Here is a 14,593-nt window from a genome sequence, read left to right as displayed (position 1 = left end):
GGTCAGTTCACCACGGGCAGTTTCGTCAGAAACCCGATCAGCATGGTCGCCAGGACCGCCCCGGTCACTGCGTCAAAACGATCCATGAACCCGCCATGCCCCGGTATCAGGTTCGAGCTGTCCTTGACCCCCGCGCGCCGTTTCAGCCAGCTTTCGGCCAGATCGCCCATTTGCCCGGCAAGGCAGACGATGGGCGACACCCAGATCAGCGTTGCGTCACCCTGCCCCGCCATCCACAGGATCGCGCCGAACAGGCAGGTGCCGATCCAGCCCGCGATGGTGCCCGACCAGGTCTTCTTGGGGCTGAGCGCTGGCCAGAACTTGGGCCCACCCAGGATGCGGCCGAAGAAATACCCCGCCGTGTCCGAGATGATGATGACCCCCATCAACCACAGGACAAAGTTCAGGCCGTAATTCTCACGAAACCCAACAAGGCCGAAGGCCACGATCAGGATCGCGATGCCGAAGAGGGTATAGGTCGCGCGGTCGCGCCGTGCCGCGCCCGGCAGGCCCAGCAGGATGGGGACGGCCAGCGCCACCCACGCCCAGGGCATGCCGGTCAGCGCGAAGGCCTGCGACACGCCCGCGATCGCGGCCAGCGCGATGGGGCGCGACCGTCCGAACAGTGTCACGTGCCGCGCCGGGTTGCGCCAGCCGGTCATGGCCGCGAGCTCCCAGAAGGTGATCGCGGAGATGACCGCCATGCCCAGGCGCAGCCACGGTCCCTGCGCCACCGCCAGCATCACGCCGATGCCCAAAAGGACCAGGGTAGACGCCACACGACGCGACAGGTCGCCCCATTTGCCGCCCGACTTGCCGGGACCGCCAGCGCCGGGCACGGACCCGGCGGAATGCCGTGCTGAGGTCATGCGCCCCCAAAGCGCCGGTCGCGCAGGCCGAAGCGGTCCAGGATCGTCGCCAGGTGATCGGGGGTGAAGTCGGGCCACAGGGTCGGCGTGAATTCGTATTCCGAATAGGCCGCCTGCCAAGGCAGGAAGTTCGAGGTCCGCGTCTCACCGGAGGTGCGGATCACCAGGTCGGGATCCGGATGCCCGGCGGTGTCCATGCAATCGGCCAGATCGGCCTCGGTCGGGTTGATCACGTCGCCGCGGGCGATGCGTTCGGCCAGACGCCCGGTGGCACGGACCAGCTCGTCCCGGCCGCCATAGTTGATGGCGACCGTCAGGTTCAGCCGCGTGTTGCCCGCCGTCCGCGCCTCGATCGAGGCCATCAGATCCTGCAGCTTGCGGTCCAGGCGGCCGCGTTCGCCGATGAAGCGCATCCGCACGCCCTCGGCCGACATGTCCTCGGCCTCGCGCTGGATATAGCGGCGAAAGATCTTCATCAGGCCCAGGACCTCTTCGGTCGAGCGCTTCCAGTTCTCGGTCGAGAAGGCATAGATGGTCAGCCAGTCCACCCCCAGGTCGGGGCAGGCACGGACGATCTGCTTGACCCGCTCGGCCCCGCGACGGTGACCGACCAGACGTGGCCAGCCGCGTTCGGTGGCCCACCGGCCATTGCCATCCATGATGACCGCGACATGGCGGGGACGGGTCGTCCCCCCAGTTTCGGCAGCTCTCGACAAGCCCCACGCCATCGTCGGATCAGACCTGCATGATTTCGGCCTGCTTGGCCGTCAGCGCCTCGTCGACCGATGCGATCATGCGGTCGGTCAGGGACTGGATTTCGGTCTCGTACAGCTTCTGGTCGTCTTCGGGCATGCCGTTGGCCTTGCCCTTCTTGACCTGGTCCATGCCGTCGCGGCGGACGTTGCGGATCGAGACGCGGGCGCTCTCGGCGTATTGCGCGGCGACCTTGGTCAGCTCGCGGCGACGCTCCTCGTTCAGTTCCGGGATCGGCAGCATGATGATCGTGCCATTGGTCTGCGGATTGATGCCCAGGCCGCTTTCGCGCAGGGCCTTCTCGACCTTGTTGACCATGCCCTTGTCCCAGATGTTGATCGTGACCATGCGCGGTTCGGGCACGTTGACGGTGCCCAGCTGGTTGATCGGGGTCATCTGGCCATAGGCCTCGACCTGCACCGGCTCGATCATCGAGGCCGAGGCCCGGCCGGTCCGCAGGCTGGCGAATTCGCCCCGCAGGCTTTCCATCGCGCCCTTCATGCGGCGCTCCAGGTCGTCAATATCGATCTCGATGTCCTCAGCCATTGTCGGACTGCCTCTGCTTTGAATTTTTTTCGCTTGTAACGGGAATGCCGCAGCTTGGCAAAGCTTTTGCCCGCTTTTCGGCCCCGTCAGGGATCGTTCCGCGGGGGTTCGCCCGCGGACAGCCGCGCCTCGATCTGGGCCAGCCGGGCCAGGACCTCGTCGCGATAGGCCTCGGTCGCGGCGGTGCCTTCCTCCTGGTGGGCCTCCTGCATCGAATTCACGATCAGACCCACCACCAGGTTCATCACCGCAAAGGTGGTGACCAGGATAAAAGGCAGGAAAAACAGCCAGGCATTCGGGTGAACCTCCATCACCGGGCGCACGATGCCCATCGACCAGCTTTCCAGCGTCATGATCTGGAACAGCGAGTAGGCCGAATTGCCCATGTCCCCGAACCAGTCCGGAAAGGTCGGCCCGAACAGCTTGGTCGCCATGACCGAGAAAATGTAGAAAATGATACCCATCAGCAGGAAGACCGACGCCATGCCGGGCAGCGCGGACAGGAATCCCTCGACCACGCGGCGCAGGCGGGGCGTGACCGACACGATGCGCAGCAGCCGCAGGATGCGCATGGCGCGCAGGACCGACAGACCCTCGGTCGCCGGCAGCACGGCGATTCCCACGACGATAAAGTCGAACACGTTCCAGCCGTCACGGAAGAACCGCAGCCCGCGGGCATAGAGCTTCAGCCCGATCTCGATCACGAAGATCGCCAGGCACACCCGGTCCAGCGCGATCAGCAGCGGGCCGGCCGCCGCCATCACCCGCGGCCAGGTCTCCAGCCCCAGGATCAGCGCGTTGAACAGGATCACGGCCGTGATCACGCCTTGGGCCCGGGGTCCGTGGATGAAGCCGTCGACGCGGCCCCGCAGGCTGGTGGTCATGTCAGTTGTGGACCCGCGTATAGGTGCCGCGGCCTTCCAGGATCGACCGGAACCCGCCCGGCGCGTCCAGCGAGAAGACGATGATCGGCAGCTTGTTGTCGCGGGCCAGCGCGATGGCCGATGCGTCCATCACGCCCAGATGCTTCTGCAGCACCTCGTCATAGCTGACATTGCCATAACGCTTGGCGTCGGCATGCTTGACCGGGTCCTTGTCATAGACGCCGTCGACCTTGGTGCCCTTGAAGATCGCCTCGCAGTTCATCTCCGACGCGCGCAGGGTGGCTGCGGTGTCGGTGGTGAAATACGGGTTGCCGGTGCCGGCGGCAAAGATCACGATCCGCTTCTTTTCCAGGTGGCGGATGGCGCGGCGACGGATGTAGGGTTCGCAGACCTCGTCCATGCGGATCGCGCTGATGACGCGGCAATGCAGGCCGCGGCTTTCCAGCGACGACTGCATGGCCAGCGCGTTCATGACCGTGGCCAGCATGCCCATATAGTCGGCGGTGGTCCGCTCCATCCCTTGGGCGCTGCCCTGCAGACCGCGGAAGATGTTGCCGCCGCCGATGACCATGCAGACCTCGACGCCCATCGCCTGGACGGCCTCGACCTCGCTTGCGATGCGGGCGACGGTGGGGGGATGCAGGCCGTATCCCTGATCGCCCATCAGCGCCTCGCCCGAGATTTTCAGCATCACGCGGCCATATTGCTTGGGGACTTCGGTGGTCATCGGGGGCTCCTGTCGCCGGCTGCTTTCATCGCGCCGTTAAATGTCGCAAAAGGGCTGCCGGATCAACTGCCCGGATCGGCCATGCGTGACCCTGACCTGACACAGATCGACGCCGCCCGCCACCTGCTGATCGCCGGACCCACCGCCAGCGGCAAATCTGCGCTGGCACTGGCGGTCGCGCGGGCACAGGGCGGCACGGTGGTCAATGCGGATGCCCTGCAGGTCTGGTCCTGCTGGCAGGTGCTGACCGCCCGCCCGTCCGCCGCCGACCTGGCACAGGCGCCGCACGCCCTTTACGGCCATGTCGCGCCGGGCACCGCCTGGTCGGTCGGCGACTGGCTGCGCCAGGTCGCGGCGCTGCGGGGGCGGCTGATCGTGGTGGGCGGCACGGGGCTGTACCTGACCGCGCTGACCCGCGGGCTGGCGCAGATCCCGCCGACGCCCCCCGAAATCCGCGCCACGGCCGATGCGCGCATCGCAAGCGGCGGTCTGGCCGCGATGGTGGCCGAACTGGACCCCCGCACCCGCGCGCAGATCGATCTTGCGAACCCGGTCCGCGTCCAGCGCGCGTGGGAGGTTCTGACCGCCACCGGCCGCGGCATCGCCGATTGGCAGGACGACACGCCCCCACCCCTGCTGGCGCCCGACGACTGTCAGCGCGTGCTGATCACCAGTGACCGCGACTGGCTGGCGGACCGGATCGCCGCGCGCTTTCACGCGATGCTGGACCAGGGCGCTCTGGAGGAGGTGCGCGCGATGCTGCCCCTGTGGGACCCGGCCGTGCAATGGGCCAAGGCCATCGGCGCGCCCGACTTGGTCGCCCACCTGCAGGGTCATGCGACCCTGGCGGAGGCCACCGAACGCGCCATCATCGCCTCACGGCAATATGCCAAGGCGCAGCGGGTCTGGTTCCGCGGCCGGATGGGCGACTGGCAGATGTGGCAGGCGGGCAACGCCGGGCTGATCACGGTTTAATTCCCGGAAACCCATACGGCGTTCATTGAGTTTTCCCACAGATCGGCGATAATCCGCCGATAGGATCCGTGATGTGGGAGGGTGTCATGTCGGTATGGGATCGCTCTGACTGGACCAAGGGATTTCCGTTCACGCCGACCCGGCTGGCGCCGCTTGGTCGGGGCATCCGCGGGCAAGGCGGCCAGATCGACGTCAATGGTCCCCACCTGCAGACCGAAGGCACCGCCCCCATGCCCATGCAGCGGGCAAGGGCCGCGGACCGCGTGGCCGTTCCGCAGGCGCTGTCCGTCCGCGTGGCGCCCGCCTCGCACCGGTTCGGGCCGCGGCAGGCCAGCCTTCGCCTGCTGCCTGCAGGCGCCTTCACCTGGGGCGGGCGTGCTGTGCCCGTCCAGCCGCGCACGCGCCCCGACCATGTGCTCATCTGGGTATCCGACGGCCGCATGCGCATCGACTTTCCGCGCAGCGGCGGCATTCTGGCCGCAGGCGACGTCCGCTTCGTCCCCGCCGGAACCGCCTTCGCCGCCCGCCCGCTGGACGGGGCAGAAGGTCAGGTGCTGCTGATCGCGCCCGAACTGACCGCGCAGGTCGATCCGCCCCTGCCCCGTTCGGTGGTCGCGGGATGCGCAGGCAGCGGTGCCGCGCTGCTGTCGGCCACCTTGGCCGAACTGATGGCCGAGGCCGCCCGCAGCCCCGATCACCGCACCCTAGGCTGCTATCTGAACATGCTGTCGCTGCGCCTGTCGCGTCTGGACCCGCCGCGGGATCACCGGACCGATCCCGGCGCGGTCCACACGGACCGCCCGCTGGTCGACCGCTTCCTGGCGCTGGCCGCGGTCGAGATGGGGTCGTGCCGGACCCTTGCCGATCTGGCGCAGGACTTGGGCACCACGCTGACCCATCTGGACCACGCCTGCATCGAGGCGCGGGGCCATCGCGCCATCGACCTGCTGCATGAACTGCGGGTGGACCGCGCGGCCGAACTGCTGCGCCATACCGACCGACCCGTTCCGCGCCTGGCTCAGGACCTTGGCTATGCCAGCCACGCCCATTTCACCCGCGCCTTTGCCGCCGCGACCGGCCGCACGCCCGAGGCTTACCGCAGCCAGATGCGAAACGCCCCACCCCAGGACTAGGCCGGGCGCCCAGCAGGGGGTCCGGGGGACGGCCAGTCCCCCGGCGTCGCGGGACGCAAGGGGTGATCAGTCCTCGGCGGGGGTCTCGCGGCCCCTGAACCCGGTGGCCACCACGAATTTCTCGGACGAATCGCTGCGGCTGGCGGGGGGCTTCACGTTCGCGACCTTGGTGAAGTTCTTCTTCAGCATGGTCTGCATGTCGGTCTCGGCACCGCCCGCCAGGACCTTGGCGACGAAAGTGCCGCCCGGCTCCAGCACGTCGAAGGCCAGTTGCGCCGCCGCCTCGACCAGCGCCACGATCCGGTTGTGGTCGGTGTTCTTGTGCCCCGACGACGCCGCCGCCATGTCGGACATCACCACATCCGCAGGTCCACCCAGCCAGGCCTTGACCTTGTCGTCGGCCCCCTCCTCCAGAAAGTCCAGCACGTGGATCTCGGCCCCCGCGATCGGATCGACCTCCTGCAGGTCCAGACCCAGCACGCGCCCGACCTTCTTGCCCGATTTCGTGCCCAGGGCGTTCACGCGGGCCACCGCCACCTGGCACCAGCCGCCGGGCGCGCAGCCCAGGTCAAGCACCCGCGCGCCGGGCACCAGAAAGCGGTACTTGTCGTCCAGCTCCAGGATCTTGTAGGCCGCGCGCCCGCGGTAGCCCTCGCGCTTGGCGCGGGCCACATAGGGGTCGTTCAGCTGCCGCTCCAGCCACAGGGTGGAGGACAGCTTGCGCCCCTTGGCCGATTTCACCCGCACGCGCAGATCGCGCGCGCCGCGGCCGCTGGTCTTGCCGTCCCGGCTGGTCGGTGTCTTCGTCATCTCATGCCACTCCGTTCAAACCTTCCGGCGCCAGCACCCCATCGCGCACCATCTGGGCATAAAGCAACCCCTCGCGCAGGCCGCGATCCGCGACCGACAGCTTGTTCGTGGGCCAGACCCGCATCAGCGTCTGCAGGATCGCAGCCCCCGACATGATCAGCGCATGGCGTTCGCGCCCGATGCGCGGATCCGTGCGCCGCCCCTCGGGGCCCAGCTGCAGATAGGAATGGATCACCCGGTCGATCTGGTCGCTGGTCATCTCCAGCCCGTCCACCTTGGTCCGGTCATAGCGGCGCAGGCCCAGAAAACTGGCCGCGACCGTGGTGACCGTCCCTGATGTGCCGATGATCTGGAACCCCTCGTCGGGCGATCCGTCCGCATAGGGGGTGAAATTCGCCAGCGCCTCCTCGAAGAACCACGACATCAGCGCGAAGCGGCCCTGGTCGTCCTCGACATCCGCGAACTGGTCGCGCAGCGTCGCCACGCCCAACGGCACGCTGATCCAGTCGACCACCCGCGCGCCCCCCGGCTGCGGGTTCCCGAAACCGTCCGACAGGCGCATGATCGCGCGTGGCCGCTCCTTGGGCTCGACATCCTCCAGGTCGATCCAGACCAGCTCGGTCGATCCGCCGCCGATATCGACGACCATCAGCGTCTCGGTCTTGTGGCTGACCAGCGGCGCGCAGCTGATGACGGCCAGCCGCGCTTCCTCCTCTGCGCCGATGATCTCGATGGGCAGGCCGGTCTCGCGCCGGATCGTGCGCAGGAAATCGCGGCTGTTGCGCGCGCGGCGGCATGCCTCGGTCGCCACAAGGCGCATGTTGCGCACCTTGTGCTGATCAAGCTTGCGCTTGCAGACCTGCAGCGCGTGCACGGTACGCGCCATCGAGCTGCGGGACAGGCGTCCCGAAGCTTCCAGCCCCTGACCAAGCTGAACCGGCTTGGAGAAGCTGTCGACGACCTGGAACTGACTGCCCGTCGGTCGGGCAATCAGCATCCGGCAAGAATTCGTTCCCAAATCCAGGGCAGCATACAGCGCCCCTTCATCAGGTTGTCGGGTGCCCGACGGCTCGACCGTATTTCTCGGGAACGCGTCCGCACCCGCAGGACGCTTGGGCGTCATAACACACGCCCTCCGATGACAAGTTGAACAAAACGTAACCTGCCATCGGCGACCATTCAAGGGGCCGCGACCGCCGCGGCCACTTGACGGGCGCGCGGGGGCGCGGCAACCAGAAGCGATGATCGACATCCGTCCCGTTGCCCATCCGATCGGCAAGATCCTGACCGCGATCGGTGGCATGATGCTGGCGCCGATGGTCGTCGACTGGTGGCATGGCGACCCGCACTGGATGGTGTTCCTGCAATCGGCGGTGATCACCATGGCGGCGGGCGTCTTCGTCGCGGTGGCGACGGCCGGGCGCTATGACCACCTGTCGCTGCATCAGGCGTTCCTGCTGACGTCGGGGATCTGGCTGGTCCTGCCCCTGTTCGGTGCCCTGCCCTTCATGCTGGGCGCGCCGAACGCGACCTTCACCGACGCGATGTTCGAATCGATGTCAGGCTTCACGACCACCGGCACCACGGTCCTGCCGCAGCTGGATTCGCTGGCGCGCGGCATCCACCTGTGGCGCGCGATCCTGCACTGGGCCGGAGGCCTGGGGATCGTCGTCGTGGCGATGGTCTTCCTGCCGGTGATGAAGGTCGGCGGCATGCAGTTCTTCCGGTCGGAAGGCTTTGACACGCTTGGCAAGGTCCTGCCCCGCGCCGGCCAGATCGCGACCGAGATGACGCAGCTGTACCTGATCCTGACCGGGGCCTGCATCATCACCTATCTGATTTTGGGCCTGACCGGGTTCGACGCCGTCGTGCAGGCGTTCAGCACGATCTCGACCGGGGGCTTCTCGAATTACGACGCCAGCTTCGGGGCGTTCCTGGGGCCTGCGGAATGGGCGTCGTCGGTCTTCATGGTGCTGGCCTCGATCCCGTTCATCCGCATGGTCCAGCTGATGCGCGGCCAGGCGAAACCGCTGTGGCGTGACATCCAGGTGCGCGCCTATCTGCGCTGGATCGGCTATGCCTGCGTGATCATCCTGCTGTACCGCGTCCTGTGGCTGGGCCAGACCGGCCACCCCGAGGAGATGCTGCGGGAGACCGTGTTCAACGTCATCTCGACCTTCTCGGGGACCGGCTTCGCCTCCACCGACGTGACGCAGTGGGGCCATCTGCCGCTGATGATCCTGGTGATCTGCGGGCTGATCGGCGGCTGCACCGGATCGACCGGCTGTTCGGTCAAGGTCTTCCGCTATCTGGTCCTGTTCGAGGCCGTGCGCGCCCAGATCCGCCGGATGCATTCGCCCCACCGCGTCTATCCGCTGCGCTATGACGGCCAGCCGCTGGAACAGGACGTGGTCGATTCGGTCATGGCGTTCTTCACGCTGTTCTTCCTGACCTTCGGCCTGCTGATCGTGGGACTGTCACTGACCGGCCTGCACCCGCGCACCGCGCTGACCGCCGCCTGGACCGCCATCGCGAATATCGGCCCGGTCTGGGGCCCCGAGGTGACGCGCAACGGCTCGATCGCGGAATTTCCGACCTCGGCCAAGTGGCTGATGACCGTAGGAATGTTCCTCGGCCGGCTGGAGCTGGTGTCGGTCCTGGTCCTGCTGCTGCCGCGGTTCTGGCGCGACTAGGGCAGCGCGGTGGGCGCGGCGCCGGCATTCGCGCCGGGCCCGTGGCGCGTCAGGCTGTCGCTCAGTTCCGCCTGCAGGCGGGTCTGGGTTTCCGCGTCCGACGCCGGCCAGATCAGCACGAAGCCTTCGGCCCGGCCATCGCGGACCCAGCCTTCGGCGGCACCGATATGGGCGTCAGTCGCGCCATGCAGGGTCACGTGGCCCGGCTTGACCACGCGGTCGGGCCGGGGCACCCAGCCAAGCGCCGTGACCAGACCGGCCAGATCCAGCAGCTCTTGCTGGCCCCCCGGCTGGCTGAACAGGATCAGCGCCGCGCCCGATCCGTCCTTCGGACCATAGATCGACAGCGCCCGTTCGGCCCGGTCGAAGGTCAGCGCGCGCAGGGGGGCGGTGACCGTCAGCCCGGTCGCCGCGTCGACCAGCGGTGCCAGCCCCTGCGCCTCGGCCCAGGCCGCACGGCGTTCCGCCAGCAGCCGCAGCGCCGTGCCCGGATCGGTCGAGGCGCGGGTCTGGGTGATCTCGGCCTGGATCGCGGCGCGGGTGCGGGGACCGTCCTTGCCGTCGATCTGGCCGTCGTAATGCCCCGCCCACCGCAACGCGCGCTGGACCTGGTCCAGCGGCGGCAGCGGTTCGGGCGCGCCGGGCGCGGGCAGGTCCGGGGCCTGGCCCGCGTCCAGCACCTCGCCCAGATCGGCGGCGCGGGCCAGCATGGCGTCGTCCGGGATCATGTCGGCCTTGGCCAGCACCGGCAGCCAGGCGGCGGCCGCATCGTCCGCCACCGGGCCAAGCGCCACCGCGAACCACCCGTCGGGCAGACGCCACAGCCCGGCCTCGGGGAAATCGGCCCGGATCCGCGCCAGCGCGGCGCGGGCCTCGGGTTCGGCCTGAACCGATTCCAGCCGCAGATAGGCGTTGGCCGGCGGCGGGGCCACCACAGCCGGGGCCGCCGCCGCGGTATCGCCCACCGGCACCAGCGCGGTCCCCGGCGCGGGCGTGCTGACGAACGCGTCCTGGGGCACCTTGCCGGCCTGCTTCAGCCGCTCCAGCAGGGGCCCGGCGCGATCCTCGGGCAGCGGTCCGATGGCGATCCCCGTCCAGCCACCCGGCAGGGCCAGCGTCACGACCCCGTCGAACCGGTCGGCCCATCCCTGCGCCGCCTGCGCCGCCGCCTGGGGATCGCGCTTGGCCTCCAGACGGATCACCGCGCCCTGGGCCAGCGCCGCACCGGGCAGCGCCCCCGCCAGGACCAGTCCCATCACCAAGCGCAAAGGCGTCGTCATCCTGTCCATCCTGTCGCGGGTGTCCCCCCGCCGTCGGGCCTTCATTGACCCTGTTGCATCGCGCGCCTAGAAGACGCCTTGCCCGATCTACGCAAAAGGATGGCCCGATGACCAGCCCCAACCGACCCCGCAGTTTCCAGGAGATCATCTTGGCGCTGCAGACCTATTGGGCAGGCCAGGGCTGCGCCGTCCTGCAGCCCTATGACATGGAGGTGGGCGCCGGGACGTTCCACCCCGGGACCACGCTGCGCTCTCTTGGATCGCGGGCCTGGGCCGCGGCCTATGTCCAGCCGTCGCGCCGCCCCACCGATGGCCGGTACGGAGAGAACCCCAACCGCCTGCAGCACTACTATCAGTTCCAGGTCATCATCAAACCGTCGCCCCCCGACCTGCAGGAGCTGTATCTGGGCAGCCTGCGCGCCATCGGCCTTGACCCGATGGTCCATGACGTCCGCTTCGTCGAGGACGACTGGGAATCGCCTACGCTCGGCGCATGGGGCCTGGGCTGGGAGGTCTGGTGCGACGGCATGGAGGTCAGCCAGTTCACCTACTTCCAGCAGGTCGGCGGTCATGACTGCCGCCCCGTCTCCGGAGAGCTGACCTATGGCCTGGAACGCCTGGCCATGTACGTGCTGGGCGCGGAACACGTGATGGACATGCCCTTCAACGACCCGGACAGCCCGATCGCGCTGACCTATGGCGACATCTTCCGCCAGACCGAACAGGAATATTCGCGCTGGAACTTCGACCAGGCCGACACGGACATGCTGTTCCAGCATTTCAAGGACGCCGAGGCCGAATGCGCCCGCATCCTGGCCGCCGACCGCACCGACGGCGCTGGCCGCACCATCCCGATGGCGCATCCCGCCTATGACCAGGCGATCAAGGCCAGCCACCTGTTCAACCTGCTGGACGCGCGCGGCGTGATCTCGGTCACGGAACGCCAGGCCTATATCGGCCGGGTTCGGGCGCTGGCCAAGGGCTGCGCCGACCTGTTCCTGACCACCGATGCGGCGGGGTCGCCCGCGTGAACTGGGGCAAGGTCGCGGCGCTGGCCCTGCTGGGCAGCACCATCGCCGCGGGCGCGGGCATGTGGTACGCGCAGGAATACCTGTACTATGACCCGATCGACCCGAACGGCCCCGATGCCGCCATCGCGGTGACCACCCCCGCCGGCGAACGGCCCCTGACCCTGACCGGGTTCGAGGGGATCGATGCCGACAGCAGCCCGCTGCGCTGGCGCGCCTGCGCCACGGTGGACGCGGTTCCCGCCGATGCCCTGCCCTTTGACGACGCCACGCCCCTGAACGCGCCCGGATGGTTCGCCTGCTTCGACGCAGCGCGGATCGGCGGCGACCTGGAAAGCGGCGCCGCCCGCGCCGTGCTGTCGGTCAGCGAGATCCGCCCCGACGTGGACCGCGTGCTGGCCGTCTATCCCGACGGCCGCGTCTACGGCTGGCACCAATACAACGACAAGACCCCGGAACGCGGAGTGATGGACTGATGCCCGACCTGCTGATCGAGCTTTTCTCGGAGGAAATTCCCGCCCGCATGCAGGCCCGCGCGCGCGAGGACCTCAAGCGCCTGGTGACCGATGGCCTGGTTCAGGCCGGCCTGACCTATGCCAGCGCCGGTGCCTTCAGCACGCCGCGCCGCCTGGCCCTGGCGGTCGAGGGCCTGACCGCCGCCAGCCCTACCACGCATGAGGACCGCAAGGGCCCCCGCACCGACGCCCCCGATGCCGCGTTGGAGGGCTTTTTGCGCTCCACCGGGCTGACCCGCGACCAGCTGCAGGCCCGCGACGACAAGAAGGGCCAGGTCTGGTACGCCACCGTCACCAAGCCCGGCCGCCCCGCCGCCGACATCGTGGCCGAGGTGCTGGAGACGACGATCCGCAATTTCCCCTGGCCCAAATCGATGCGGTGGGGGACGGGCGGCCTGCGGTGGGTGCGCCCGCTGCATTCGATCCTGTGCATCCTGTCGGACGAGGCCGGCGCGACCGTCGTGCCGCTGACCGTCGACGGCATCGCGGCGGGCAACACCACCCGCGGCCATCGCTTCATGGCGCCCGACGTGTTCACGGTCAGCGGCTTTGACGACTATGCCGCCAAGCTGCGCCGCGCCCGCGTGATGCTGGACACCCAGGAACGCGCCGCCGAGATCCGGTCGCAGGCCGACAACCTGGCCTTTGCCCGCGGCTGGCAGATCGTCCCCGACGACGCCCTGCTGGCCGAGGTCGCGGGCCTGGTCGAATGGCCCGTGCCCCTGATGGGCGTGATCGAGGACCGCTTCCTGGCCCTGCCCCCCGAGGTCCTGCAGACCTCGATGAAGGAGCACCAGAAGTTCTTCTCCGCCCGCAATCCGTCAACGGGCCGGATCGAAGGGTTCGTGACCGTCGCCAACATCCAGACGCCCGACGACGGCGCGACGATCCTGGCCGGCAACCAGCGCGTCCTGGCCGCCCGCCTGTCGGACGCGGCGTTCTTCTGGGAAAACGACCTGCGCGAGGCGACATCGGGCATGGCAACCTGGGCCGCGGGCCTGGCGTCGGTCACCTTCCACAACAAGCTGGGCTCGCAGGCCGACCGGATCGAACGCATCGCGGCCCTGGCCCGCGAGATCGCGCCCTTGGTCGGCGCCGATCCCGATCAGGCCGAACGCGCCGCGCGCCTGGCCAAGCTGGACCTGCGCTCGGCCATGGTCGGAGAGTTCCCCGAACTGCAGGGCACGATGGGCCGCTACTACGCGCTGGAGGCCGGCGAACCCGAGGCCGTCGCCGACGCTGCCCGCGACCACTATTCGCCCCTCGGTCCCTCCGACGCGGTTCCGACCGCGCCCGTCTCGGTCGCCGTGGCGCTGGCCGACAAGATCGACACGCTGACGGGGTTCTGGGCGATCGACGAAAAGCCGACGGGATCGAAGGATCCGTTTGCACTTCGGCGGGCTGCCTTGGGGGTGATCCGCCTTTTGCAGGCAGGGTCGATAGCGGCGCCGCTAATGCAAATCGCTGAACAGGCCGTGAAACGTTCGGTCAAGTCGGCTCTGCTTAACAGTGCGGTAGGGACAAAAGGGCTCGCAAAAACCACGGCACCGGACGGGCAGTCTATTGCAGCGGAGCAGCATTTCATCTTTCCTGCGGCAATTCGAACGGGAGACATGGTTCTGGCCAGCAAAGCGGCAGAGCATGACGTTGATGCCGCTGTAGACGCAGGCGACTTCTACTTCACCGGCAGCAATGAGATTCAGCCGTTCCAAGATCAGGTGAAGGTGCTTCCCTATCGTGAAACTGCCAAAGATCTTCTCTCCTTCCTCCATGATCGACTGAAGGTATACCTGCGCGACCAAGGCATCCGTCACGACATCATCGAAGCCGTGCTGGCGCAGGAGGGCAATGACGACCTCGTCCGCGTGACTGCACGCGCCACCGCGCTGAATGCCATGCTGGCAACCGACGACGGCAGGAACCTGACCCAGGGCCTCAAGCGCGCGGGCAATATCCTGGCGCAGGCCGAGGAGAAGGACGGCGTCGAATACAGCTTCGGCGCCGACGTCAAGTTCGCCGAGACGGACCAGGAACGCGCCCTCTTCACTGCGTTGGACACCGCCGAACCGGCGATCCGCCACGCGACGGCCAGGCAGGACTTCCCCGCAGCCATGACCGCAATCGCAGCCCTGCGCACGCCGATCGACGCGTTCTTCGAGGCCGTGCAGGTCAACACCGACAGCCAGATCGTCCGGCGCAACCGCCTGAACCTGCTCAGCCGCATCCGCGAAGCCGGTCGCCAGATCGCCGACTTCACCCACATCGAAGGCTAAAGCCCCACCAAACGAAAACGGCCCGGAGATTGCTCTCCGGGCCGTCTTTGCATGTCCGCCCTGCCGCAGGGGAGCGCGAGGGGACGGTACGTCCCCTCGGCGGGGGG

Annotated in this window: 14 protein-coding genes; 6 read left to right on the top strand and 8 right to left on the bottom strand. The window is 68.2% G+C overall.

All coding sequences use genetic code 11. The features are described 5' to 3' along the window. Positions 1-2 precede the first annotated feature (2 nt). From FHD67_RS00435 to pyrH, 5 genes are all read right to left on the bottom strand, one after another. Positions 3-869 carry a phosphatidate cytidylyltransferase gene (locus FHD67_RS00435; protein ID WP_045999414.1) on the bottom strand — a complete coding sequence of 289 codons (867 nt, stop codon included), beginning with the start codon at positions 867-869 and terminating at the stop codon, positions 3-5. Continuing rightward, positions 866-1,597 carry a polyprenyl diphosphate synthase gene (uppS, locus tag FHD67_RS00430; protein ID WP_045999415.1) on the bottom strand — a complete coding sequence of 244 codons (732 nt, stop codon included), beginning with the start codon at positions 1,595-1,597 and terminating at the stop codon, positions 866-868. The genes FHD67_RS00435 and uppS overlap by 4 nt, the downstream gene beginning before the upstream one ends. A 7-nt stretch (positions 1,598-1,604) precedes the next feature. Further along, positions 1,605-2,168 (bottom strand): ribosome recycling factor, encoded by a 564-nt coding sequence (gene frr, locus FHD67_RS00425; protein WP_045999416.1) that lies wholly within the window; start codon positions 2,166-2,168, stop codon positions 1,605-1,607. Positions 2,169-2,254: 86 nt separating this feature from the next. Continuing rightward, on the bottom strand, positions 2,255-3,052 hold the full coding sequence (locus FHD67_RS00420; RefSeq protein WP_045999417.1) for an ion transporter: 798 nt from the start codon (positions 3,050-3,052) through the stop codon (positions 2,255-2,257). A 1-nt stretch (position 3,053) separates the two neighbouring features. After that, the gene (pyrH, locus tag FHD67_RS00415; RefSeq protein ID WP_045999418.1) at positions 3,054-3,779 is read right to left on the bottom strand and encodes a UMP kinase; all 726 of its coding nucleotides are present in this window, start codon (positions 3,777-3,779) and stop codon (positions 3,054-3,056) included. A gap of 81 nt (positions 3,780-3,860) precedes the next feature. Between pyrH and miaA the strand changes: the two genes are divergently transcribed. Together miaA and FHD67_RS00405 are read left to right on the top strand one after the other, a co-directional pair. Next, complete coding sequence (gene miaA / locus FHD67_RS00410; protein ID WP_045999419.1) at positions 3,861-4,754, top strand: tRNA (adenosine(37)-N6)-dimethylallyltransferase MiaA; 894 nt, start codon at positions 3,861-3,863, stop codon at positions 4,752-4,754. 86 nt (positions 4,755-4,840) lie between these two features. After that, positions 4,841-5,887: a helix-turn-helix transcriptional regulator gene (locus FHD67_RS00405; protein WP_176695004.1), complete on the top strand. Its 1,047-nt coding sequence runs from the start codon at positions 4,841-4,843 to the stop codon at positions 5,885-5,887. Between the two features lie 66 nt (positions 5,888-5,953). Here the strand turns inward: FHD67_RS00405 and FHD67_RS00400 are convergent, their stop codons facing one another. Then, positions 5,954-6,697 (bottom strand): RlmE family RNA methyltransferase, encoded by a 744-nt coding sequence (locus FHD67_RS00400; RefSeq protein WP_139597452.1) that lies wholly within the window; start codon positions 6,695-6,697, stop codon positions 5,954-5,956. 1 nt (position 6,698) lies between these two features. After that, positions 6,699-7,820: a Ppx/GppA phosphatase family protein gene (locus FHD67_RS00395; protein WP_042245371.1), complete on the bottom strand. Its 1,122-nt coding sequence runs from the start codon at positions 7,818-7,820 to the stop codon at positions 6,699-6,701. A gap of 118 nt (positions 7,821-7,938) precedes the next feature. Here FHD67_RS00395 and FHD67_RS00390 point away from each other — a divergent pair, with 118 nt between their 5' ends. Continuing rightward, complete coding sequence (locus FHD67_RS00390) at positions 7,939-9,390, top strand: TrkH family potassium uptake protein (protein ID WP_139597451.1); 1,452 nt, start codon at positions 7,939-7,941, stop codon at positions 9,388-9,390. On the opposite strand, the gene FHD67_RS00385 is transcribed toward FHD67_RS00390, so the two are convergent. Continuing rightward, a complete protein-coding gene (locus tag FHD67_RS00385) occupies positions 9,387-10,670 on the bottom strand; it encodes a peptidoglycan-binding domain-containing protein (protein ID WP_246071165.1) in 1,284 nt (427 codons plus the stop codon). The two genes, FHD67_RS00390 and FHD67_RS00385, sit on opposite strands and share 4 nt — an antisense overlap. A 107-nt stretch (positions 10,671-10,777) precedes the next feature. Here FHD67_RS00385 and FHD67_RS00380 point away from each other — a divergent pair, with 107 nt between their 5' ends. Genes FHD67_RS00380 through glyS form a run of 3 tightly spaced genes read left to right on the top strand, consistent with a single transcriptional unit; the run spans position 10,778 to position 14,486 of the window. Beyond that, entirely contained in the window at positions 10,778-11,701 is a 924-nt protein-coding gene (locus FHD67_RS00380; RefSeq protein ID WP_045999422.1) for a glycine--tRNA ligase subunit alpha, read from the top strand. After that, on the top strand, positions 11,698-12,174 hold the full coding sequence (locus tag FHD67_RS00375) for a DUF6446 family protein (protein ID WP_139597450.1): 477 nt from the start codon (positions 11,698-11,700) through the stop codon (positions 12,172-12,174). Before FHD67_RS00380 ends, FHD67_RS00375 begins: the two co-directional genes overlap by 4 nt. Further along, on the top strand, positions 12,174-14,486 hold the full coding sequence (gene glyS / locus FHD67_RS00370) for a glycine--tRNA ligase subunit beta (RefSeq protein ID WP_139597449.1): 2,313 nt from the start codon (positions 12,174-12,176) through the stop codon (positions 14,484-14,486). The genes FHD67_RS00375 and glyS overlap by 1 nt, the downstream gene beginning before the upstream one ends. Positions 14,487-14,593: the final 107 nt, after the last annotated feature.

This window comes from Paracoccus haeundaensis, from assembly GCF_006239215.1.
Lineage (GTDB): Bacteria > Pseudomonadota > Alphaproteobacteria > Rhodobacterales > Rhodobacteraceae > Paracoccus > Paracoccus marcusii.
Note: the sequence above shows the minus strand (reverse complement) of the source record. Positions and strands in the feature narration are given on the sequence as shown.

What these genes read in the sequence shown, in the direction of transcription:
- FHD67_RS00435 (WP_045999414.1), bottom strand. Translation starts at nt 869, where the DNA reads ATGACCTCAGCACGGCATTCCGCCGGGTCCGTGCCCGGCGCTGGCGGT.
- uppS (WP_045999415.1), bottom strand. Translation starts at nt 1,597, where the DNA reads ATGGCGTGGGGCTTGTCGAGAGCTGCCGAAACTGGGGGGACGACCCGT.
- frr (WP_045999416.1), bottom strand. Translation starts at nt 2,168, where the DNA reads ATGGCTGAGGACATCGAGATCGATATTGACGACCTGGAGCGCCGCATG.
- FHD67_RS00420 (WP_045999417.1), bottom strand. Translation starts at nt 3,052, where the DNA reads ATGACCACCAGCCTGCGGGGCCGCGTCGACGGCTTCATCCACGGACCC.
- pyrH (WP_045999418.1), bottom strand. Translation starts at nt 3,779, where the DNA reads ATGACCACCGAAGTCCCCAAGCAATATGGCCGCGTGATGCTGAAAATC.
- miaA (WP_045999419.1), top strand. Translation starts at nt 3,861, where the DNA reads ATGCGTGACCCTGACCTGACACAGATCGACGCCGCCCGCCACCTGCTG.
- FHD67_RS00405 (WP_176695004.1), top strand. Translation starts at nt 4,841, where the DNA reads ATGTCGGTATGGGATCGCTCTGACTGGACCAAGGGATTTCCGTTCACG.
- FHD67_RS00400 (WP_139597452.1), bottom strand. Translation starts at nt 6,697, where the DNA reads ATGACGAAGACACCGACCAGCCGGGACGGCAAGACCAGCGGCCGCGGC.
- FHD67_RS00395 (WP_042245371.1), bottom strand. Translation starts at nt 7,820, where the DNA reads ATGACGCCCAAGCGTCCTGCGGGTGCGGACGCGTTCCCGAGAAATACG.
- FHD67_RS00390 (WP_139597451.1), top strand. Translation starts at nt 7,939, where the DNA reads ATGATCGACATCCGTCCCGTTGCCCATCCGATCGGCAAGATCCTGACC.
- FHD67_RS00385 (WP_246071165.1), bottom strand. Translation starts at nt 10,670, where the DNA reads ATGACGACGCCTTTGCGCTTGGTGATGGGACTGGTCCTGGCGGGGGCG.
- FHD67_RS00380 (WP_045999422.1), top strand. Translation starts at nt 10,778, where the DNA reads ATGACCAGCCCCAACCGACCCCGCAGTTTCCAGGAGATCATCTTGGCG.
- glyS (WP_139597449.1), top strand. Translation starts at nt 12,174, where the DNA reads ATGCCCGACCTGCTGATCGAGCTTTTCTCGGAGGAAATTCCCGCCCGC.